We start from the raw sequence: 6,920 nt of genomic DNA, 5'->3' as shown, positions 1-6,920 counted from the left end.
CCTCTTAAACCAGCCGAGGGGAACCGATCACGATTTTATGAATTAACATGAGGTGATAGCGGACAAGCAATCGTCCCGTATTTCTGTTCTGGATTGTTTGTCTGGTCTTGCCTGATCGGCGTGGAGACCTTGGTACTCAACGAACGGACTGGACTTGGATATGCATCCCATCCAACTTGAAATATCCCGCAGGGACCTACTTATCTCATCGGCCGCGAGCGTCGCGGTCATCGGTATCGCCGGGGGAGCGGCGGCGCAGGCTTCAAGGAATGAAATGGCTTACACAACCAAACTAACCTTCACAGTCAACGGAGAGGGCCGCGAACTCGATGTCGACAACAGGACCACCCTTCTCGACGCTCTACGCGAGCAGCTCCATCTCACCGGAACCAAGAAGGGATGTGATCACGGCCAATGTGGTGCGTGCACCGTTATAGTGGACGGACGCCGCCTCAATTCCTGCCTGACCCTTGCTATCATGCATGAAGGCGACGAGATCACCACAATCGAAGGTCTTGGCAAGCCTGGCGATCTTCATCCCATGCAGGCGGCCTTCGTCAAGCATGACGGGTTCCAGTGCGGGTACTGCACACCGGGCCAAATCTGTTCGTCTGTTGCCGTGCTGGCTGAAATCCAAGCGAACATCCCAAGCCACGTCACCGCCGATCTTAATGCAAAAGCGGCGATCACTCCGCTCGAAATTCGCGAGCGCATGAGCGGCAATATCTGCCGTTGTGGTGCCTATTCCAACATCGTCGACGCAATCATCGAAGTCGCGGGGACCAAAGCATGAGACCCTTCACTTACGAACGCGCCTCGTCCATCGAGACAGCGGCCAAAGTTGCCGCTTCCAACTCCCAAGCGAAGTTCATAGCCGGCGGCACGAACCTGCTCGATCTGATGAAACTTGAAATCGAGACGCCGGCGCATCTGATCGACGTGAACGATCTCGGCCTGGATAAGATCGAAGCCACATCGGAAGGCGGGCTGCGTATCGGCGCTTTGGTACGCAATACGGATCTTGCTGCCCACGAGACTGTTCGTCACGACTACGGCCTTCTTTCCAGAGCGCTTATCGCGGGTGCCTCCGGCCAGTTGCGCAACAAGGCGACCACGGCAGGAAACCTTCTGCAGCGTACACGCTGTCCTTATTTTTATGACACGAACCAACCGTGCAACAAGCGCCAGCCAGGCAGCGGCTGTTCAGCCATAGGCGGATTTTCGCGACAGCACGCCGTCGTCGGAACGAGCGATGCGTGTATTGCGACGCACCCGAGCGACATGGCAATCGCCATGCGGGCTTTGGATGCGACGATCGAAAGCGTCAAGGGTGATGGAAGCCGCCGTTCCATTCCGATTGCGGATCTGCATCGTCTGCCCGGAGACACCCCTGAGATCGAGACCGTCCTGGAATCCGGCGAGTTCATAACTGCGGTGCTGCTGCCGCGCCCCCTCGGCGGCAAGCATATCTATCGGAAAGTCCGGGACCGTGCCTCCTATGCTTTTGCACTTGTCTCAGTGGGCGCAGTGATCCAGCCGGACGGCACGGGACGTGTTGCCGTCGGAGGTATCGCGCACAAGCCGTGGCGGGTCGAAGCGGCGGACACAGAGCTACCGAACGGCGCGCGGGCGGCGACGCGAGTCCTTCTCGCGGATGCCCGCAGTACCGAGCAAAACCGCTTCAAGATTGATTTGGTCGAGCGCACGCTCGGCGCAGTCATAGCCGCAGCAAAGGGTTGAGCCATGCAGTTCGATACACCAGCAACCACCAATCCGATCGATCGTTTGAAGGTCATCGGTCGGCCGATCCCCCGCATTGACGGCCAGCTCAAAACGACCGGCCGGGCGATGTATGCGTACGAGTGGCATGACTCCAACGTGCGCTGTGCTTACGGCTATCCCCTCGGCGCTGCAGTTGCTAAAGGCAGAATCAAGTCGATGGACATCTCCGCAGCGGAGAAGGCGCAGGGCGTGCTCGCCATTGTAACTGCGTTGGATGTCGGTAAGCGGAAAAAGGGCAAGTACAATACCGCCAATCTCTTCGGAGGTGACGAGGTGCAGCACTATCATCAGGCGATCGCCGTGGTCGTGGCGGAGACTTTCGAGCAGGCACGCGCGGCCAGCGCGCTGATCAAGGTCGATTACGCCGAGGAAAAAGGCTCGTTCGATCTGAAGGCGGCGATGGATACGGCGGTCAAGCCGGAGTCGGATGAGCCGGATTCGGCGGTCGGCGATTTCGAAGGCGCTTTCAAGGCCGCTCCGGTCGTTCTCGACGAAACCTACACCACTCCAGATCAATCACATTCGATGATGGAACCGCACGCTTCGATCGCCGCGTGGGACGGCGACGAGCTGACGGTCTGGACGTCGAGCCAGATGATCGACTGGTGGCGGTCCGACCTGGCGACAACGCTTGATGTCGACAAAGAAAAGATCCACCTGATATCGCCATTCATCGGCGGCGGGTTCGGTGGCAAGCTGTTCCTTCGGGTCGACGCCGTGCTGGCCGCGTTCGCTGCACGGGCCGCCAAGCAGCCCGTCAAGGTGGCATTGCCCCGTCCATTGTTGATGAACAATACCACCCATCGCCCAGCGACCGTCCAGCGCATTCGTATTGGCGCAGAGCGAGACGGAAAAATCAGCGCCATTGCGCACGAAAGCTGGTCGGGTGACCTTGCAGGGGGAGGACCCGAACTAGCCGTCATGCAGACTCGGCTGCTCTATGCTGGCGCGAACCGGATGACGGCTATGCGACTGGCGACGCTCGATCTTCCCGAGGGCAACGCAATGCGCGCGCCCGGCGAGGCACCTGGCCTTATGGCACTCGAGATAGCGATCGACGAGATCGCCGAGAAGGTGGGTATCGATCCCGTGCAGTTCAGGATTATCAACGACACCCAAGTCGATCCGGAAAAACCCGAGCGGCCATTCTCTCACCGCGACCTCATCGGCTGTCTGAAGCTCGGGGCAGAGCGGTTCGGCTGGGATGGACAAGGGCGAGCGGGATCTCGACGTGAGGGCAGCTGGCTTATCGGGACGGGTGTCGCGGCGGCCTTTCGCAACAACCTTGTGATGCCTTCCGGGGCGAGGGTTCGACTGGACGGTAAAGGCGTCGTTACAGTCGAATCGGACATGACCGATATAGGAACGGGCAGCTACACCATCATTGCCCAGACGGCTGCCGAAATGATGGGCGTCACGATTGACAGGGTCGGCGTTCATCTCGGTGATTCCCATTTTCCCGTGTCAGCCGGATCAGGCGGACAATTTGGTGCCAACTCTGCCACGTCGGGCGTCTACGCGGCCTGTGTTAAGCTGCGCGAGGCAATTACGCAGAAGCTCGGCTTCAACTCCGAAGATGTTGTCTTTGAAAACGGCGAGGTTCGCTCCGGCAACAGGTCGCTTCCCCTTGCCGAGGCGGCAGGTCCGGACGGTCTTGTCGGTGAGGACACCATGAAGTGGGGCGATCTGTCGAAGACCCATCAACAGTCGACCTTCGGTGCGCACTTTGTTGAAGTCGGCGTCGACGTCGCCACCGGGGAGAGCAGAATCCGGCGCATGCTAGCCGTCTGCGCCGCAGGAAGGATTCTCAATCCAATCACGGCGCRCAGCCAAGTCATCGGCGCGATGACAATGGGAGCCGGCGCAGCGCTGTCCGAAGAGCTAGCGGTCGATAAGCGCCGAGGTTTCTTTGTCAATCATGATCTCGCCGGCTATGAAGTGCCAGTCCACGCCGACATCCCGCATCAGGAGGTGATCTTCATGGATGAGACCGATCCGATGTCGTCGCCTATGAAGGCTAAGGGCGTGGGCGAACTCGGTCTTTGCGGTGTCGCTGCTGCGATCGCCAATGCGATCTATAACGCCACGGGCGTCAGGGTCCGACACTATCCGATCACGCTCGATAAACTGATCGGTGGCCTACCAGAGGTCACATAAGCTGGATGCGGTGGCCCGATCTTCGCGACCTCTGCCAAGCGGTTGGAAGAAATAATCGCGTCAGAAAGCTGCGAAGCGTGACTAAGCGGCCGCGGCGCACGTTACTCTTGGCGTCGGCCGGTGTGGAAAGCCATTTTGGAACTGTTCAGAAACTTCCGAGTTAGTGATGCGATGGAGTACGAGCCATGATGCGAGCTGCAATTGTCGGTCCCCTGACCGAAGCCGAATACGAAAGTCCGGAACATCGCCATGCTCACTGCTTGGAAGCCTTGCGCGAACGCTTCCTAGATGAGGTTTGCACGAAGGATATCCTGGCGATTGCCGACGAGGCTGAGCTGTCAGGGTGGAGTTTTACCGAGGTTCGGCGCACAATCGACGCGCTGGTAGCCGAGAAGGCACGTGAGGCGGGCTCAGAACCGTGCTAAAGCTGTCGATGACCATGGCGGATGAATCAACCATCAACACCTTGGAAGAGCAACTTAGGGCTGCCATGCTAGCTGGCAGCGTAAAGGCGCTGGAAGCGTTGCTCGCAGACGACTTGATTTCAATCGACCATCTGGGTCGGCGAGCCGACAAGTCTCAGGAACTCGAGGCCTACCGGACGGGGATTCTCAAGCTGGATCAACTCGACGTCTATGACCGCTTCATTAAGCCGATCGCGAATATAGCCTTGGTTTCCCTGCACGCCAAAATAGGCGGAACGTATTACGAAGAAACGTTTTCGGCAAAAGTCGCCTATACCAGAGTTTGGGTTTGCCGTCAGGGCATTTGGACGGTCATTTCCTTGCACTATTCCCTCGTCACTATTTAGTCGGACATCGGTTCATTAACATCGACTGATTCGAGTTCGGTATGCTATCTTGCAGGAAACGCGGTTTCTATCTTTTGCCGTACATAAGGGCGTCAATCTCGATCTGGCTTTGATCACTATAAGCACATCGATACGATGAAGACGAAGACACGCGATTTCAAGTAGAGGAGGGACTGCAAGATCTTACTTTCCGGCTCTAAGGCTTGATACAGGATGCGTCGAACGATAACGATACTGTTCGAACTTGCTACCGGGAGGATTCATTGTGGCAACAGGTACTGTGAAATGGTTCAATGCGACCAAGGGCTTCGGTTTCATCCAGCCCGATGATGGCGGCGCTGATGTCTTCGTCCATATTTCTGCCGTCGAGCGCGCGGGAATGCGCAGTCTGAACGACGGGCAGAAGATCAACTACGAAATGGTGCGCGATAACAAATCCGGCAAAATGTCTGCCGATCAATTGAGTGCAGGTTAAGCCGTCTCAGCCGAATATTAAAACAGCAACGAGGCGGGATCATGGTCCCGCCTTTCTTCTCGTGTCTCGGCAAGCAAACCGTTCCCCGTATTTCCCTCATGGGAGGCTGCGAATAACGCAGGAGAATTACGGGGTCATTGGAGACGACCGCTGCCTCCGGCGCTCGACCGACCGCGCCCGTTGGCGTGCCAATCGCAGCTCGCTCAAACTTGGCTGCCACCATCCGCGTGAACGCTCCACCTGCTTGGGCTCATGACGAGCAGGCCACGTTGCTACGAGCTCCGCAAGCGTCGGCGCTCGCCATCTGCCCCATACGTAGTTGAACATGCCGAGAGCAGCATGCGGGTAAAACAACGCCAGCGTGGCAGCGTCGACCAACTCCCCGGATACCTCCGTAAATGTCACGATGCCATATTGCTCCGTCATCAATGGACGCTCGAGTGGCGGCAGATCTTCGGCAGGCAGGGGATATCTTCGGCGTCGCCGTTCGGCATAACGAAGCTGAGCCGCCTTATAAGTGGACGAATTCCTCTGCAACTCCAACCGCCGCTTGCGTTCCTCCGGCTCGTTTCGGCGAGCAGCAGCCTCTATGGTGGTCCAACGATGCAACAGTTCCTCATAAGATCGGAATGGAACGCGCCACGCCCGCAGTTTCTCGTCCCAGTGCGCCCATGGGATAGCCCGCATCTGCTCGATAACAGTCTTCGAATAGGGGGGTCTAATGCGCAGATCTTCGAACGCTTCCAGATAACCGCTCGTGATCGGCTCAAACGCATACGCATCCCTGCCTTTGGCGTCGGCGTGCGGGAGCGCTTGGTCAGCCTCGCTTGCCAGCCAACGGTCCAGACGACGCACAGCCGTTTTGCCCGGCACAAACCAAGCTCGCTTGTCGTCGCTCCATAGTGCACGCGGAAATGCTTCACGGAACCGTTCAACGGTCATGCGATCGTAAGGAAAGGCGGCCAGCGCTCCCGGCTTGCGTTTCTTGCTGCTGAAACCATGGTCGATCAAGATGATAACCTTCAGGACATCTACATTGGGCATGCAACGCCTGAAGACCACTACGAGTTGCCAATAACGGCATTACCGCGCTTGTGAACCCCCGTCTGAAACCGGAACAATCGACTTCGTTCGAGGTTTAGGAAGCGGATGTACCGCTACTGGAGCACTCGGAATGCGTGATTTCTCTCGTGCGCGGAACCGAATGGTAGATATCCAGATCGCCCGGCGCGGTATAAATGACCCGCATGTTCTGCAGGCCATGCGCCGTGTGCCGGGTGAAGCTTTTGTCGATCGGGGACTTGAAGAGCTTGCCTATGAAGACAGCCCCTTATCCATAGGCGAAGGCCAGACTATTTCGCAGCCCTACATCGTTGCGCGAATGATTGAGGCCGCTGGGCTGAGGCCTGGTGAAATGGTCCTCGATGTGGGGGCAGGATCCGGCTATGCCGCGGCGGTGGCCAGCCAGATCGCTAAGCGTGTGTTTGCCATCGAACGCCATCGCACGCTTGGCGAATCTGCGAGTAAGCGATTGCGGGATCTTGGCTACGACAACATCGATCTACGTATTGGTGACGGCATGAAGGGATGGCCCGAGGCCGCACCCTTCGACGTCATTCTGGTCGCGGCCGGCGGGCCAGAGGTGCCCCCGCCGCTGAGGGAGCAGTTGCCCATCGGTGGTCGCTTGGTGATGCC

The 6,920-nt window shown here is 58.0% G+C and carries 8 protein-coding genes; 7 read left to right on the top strand and 1 reads right to left on the bottom strand.

The window, feature by feature from the left end; all coding sequences use genetic code 11:
- The first annotated feature begins 160 nt into the window (after positions 1 to 160).
- The 6 genes from paoA to ACXJ5O_RS15105 all read left to right on the top strand — a co-directional run bounded on the left by paoA (position 161) and on the right by ACXJ5O_RS15105 (position 5,225).
- The gene (gene paoA / locus ACXJ5O_RS15130; protein WP_457300602.1) at positions 161 to 793 is read left to right on the top strand and encodes an aldehyde dehydrogenase iron-sulfur subunit PaoA; all 633 of its coding nucleotides are present in this window, start codon (positions 161 to 163) and stop codon (positions 791 to 793) included.
- Entirely contained in the window at positions 790 to 1,740 is a 951-nt protein-coding gene (locus tag ACXJ5O_RS15125) for an FAD binding domain-containing protein (RefSeq protein ID WP_457300601.1), read from the top strand. Before paoA ends, ACXJ5O_RS15125 begins: the two co-directional genes overlap by 4 nt.
- 3 nt (positions 1,741 to 1,743) lie before the next feature.
- On the top strand, positions 1,744 to 3,939 hold the full coding sequence (gene paoC, locus ACXJ5O_RS15120; RefSeq protein WP_457300600.1) for an aldehyde oxidoreductase molybdenum-binding subunit PaoC: 2,196 nt from the start codon (positions 1,744 to 1,746) through the stop codon (positions 3,937 to 3,939).
- A gap of 185 nt (positions 3,940 to 4,124) precedes the next feature.
- Positions 4,125 to 4,364 (top strand): hypothetical protein, encoded by a 240-nt coding sequence (locus ACXJ5O_RS15115; protein ID WP_457300599.1) that lies wholly within the window; start codon positions 4,125 to 4,127, stop codon positions 4,362 to 4,364.
- A gap of 8 nt (positions 4,365 to 4,372) precedes the next feature.
- Positions 4,373 to 4,750 (top strand): nuclear transport factor 2 family protein, encoded by a 378-nt coding sequence (locus ACXJ5O_RS15110; protein ID WP_457300598.1) that lies wholly within the window; start codon positions 4,373 to 4,375, stop codon positions 4,748 to 4,750.
- A gap of 265 nt (positions 4,751 to 5,015) precedes the next feature.
- Positions 5,016 to 5,225 carry a cold-shock protein gene (locus ACXJ5O_RS15105; RefSeq protein ID WP_457300597.1) on the top strand — a complete coding sequence of 70 codons (210 nt, stop codon included), beginning with the start codon at positions 5,016 to 5,018 and terminating at the stop codon, positions 5,223 to 5,225.
- 126 nt (positions 5,226 to 5,351) lie between these two features.
- On the opposite strand, the gene ACXJ5O_RS15100 is transcribed toward ACXJ5O_RS15105, so the two are convergent.
- On the bottom strand, positions 5,352 to 6,269 hold the full coding sequence (locus tag ACXJ5O_RS15100; RefSeq protein WP_457300596.1) for a hypothetical protein: 918 nt from the start codon (positions 6,267 to 6,269) through the stop codon (positions 5,352 to 5,354).
- 130 nt (positions 6,270 to 6,399) lie between these two features.
- On the opposite strand from ACXJ5O_RS15100, the gene ACXJ5O_RS15095 reads away from it, so the two are divergent.
- The coding region (locus ACXJ5O_RS15095) for a protein-L-isoaspartate(D-aspartate) O-methyltransferase (protein WP_457300595.1) at positions 6,400 to 6,920 on the top strand (521 nt) is incomplete at its 3' end.

It is taken from the genome of Phyllobacterium sp. P5_D12 (assembly GCF_054049495.1).
This window is presented reverse-complemented; position numbering and strand designations above follow the sequence as displayed.

Excerpts from the sequence above, each read along its gene's own strand:
- paoA (WP_457300602.1), top strand. The coding sequence starts at position 161 with ATGCATCCCATCCAACTTGAAATATCCCGCAGGGACCTACTTATCTCA.
- ACXJ5O_RS15125 (WP_457300601.1), top strand. The coding sequence starts at position 790 with ATGAGACCCTTCACTTACGAACGCGCCTCGTCCATCGAGACAGCGGCC.
- ACXJ5O_RS15115 (WP_457300599.1), top strand. The coding sequence starts at position 4,125 with ATGATGCGAGCTGCAATTGTCGGTCCCCTGACCGAAGCCGAATACGAA.
- ACXJ5O_RS15110 (WP_457300598.1), top strand. The coding sequence starts at position 4,373 with ATGACCATGGCGGATGAATCAACCATCAACACCTTGGAAGAGCAACTT.
- ACXJ5O_RS15100 (WP_457300596.1), bottom strand. The coding sequence starts at position 6,269 with ATGCCCAATGTAGATGTCCTGAAGGTTATCATCTTGATCGACCATGGT.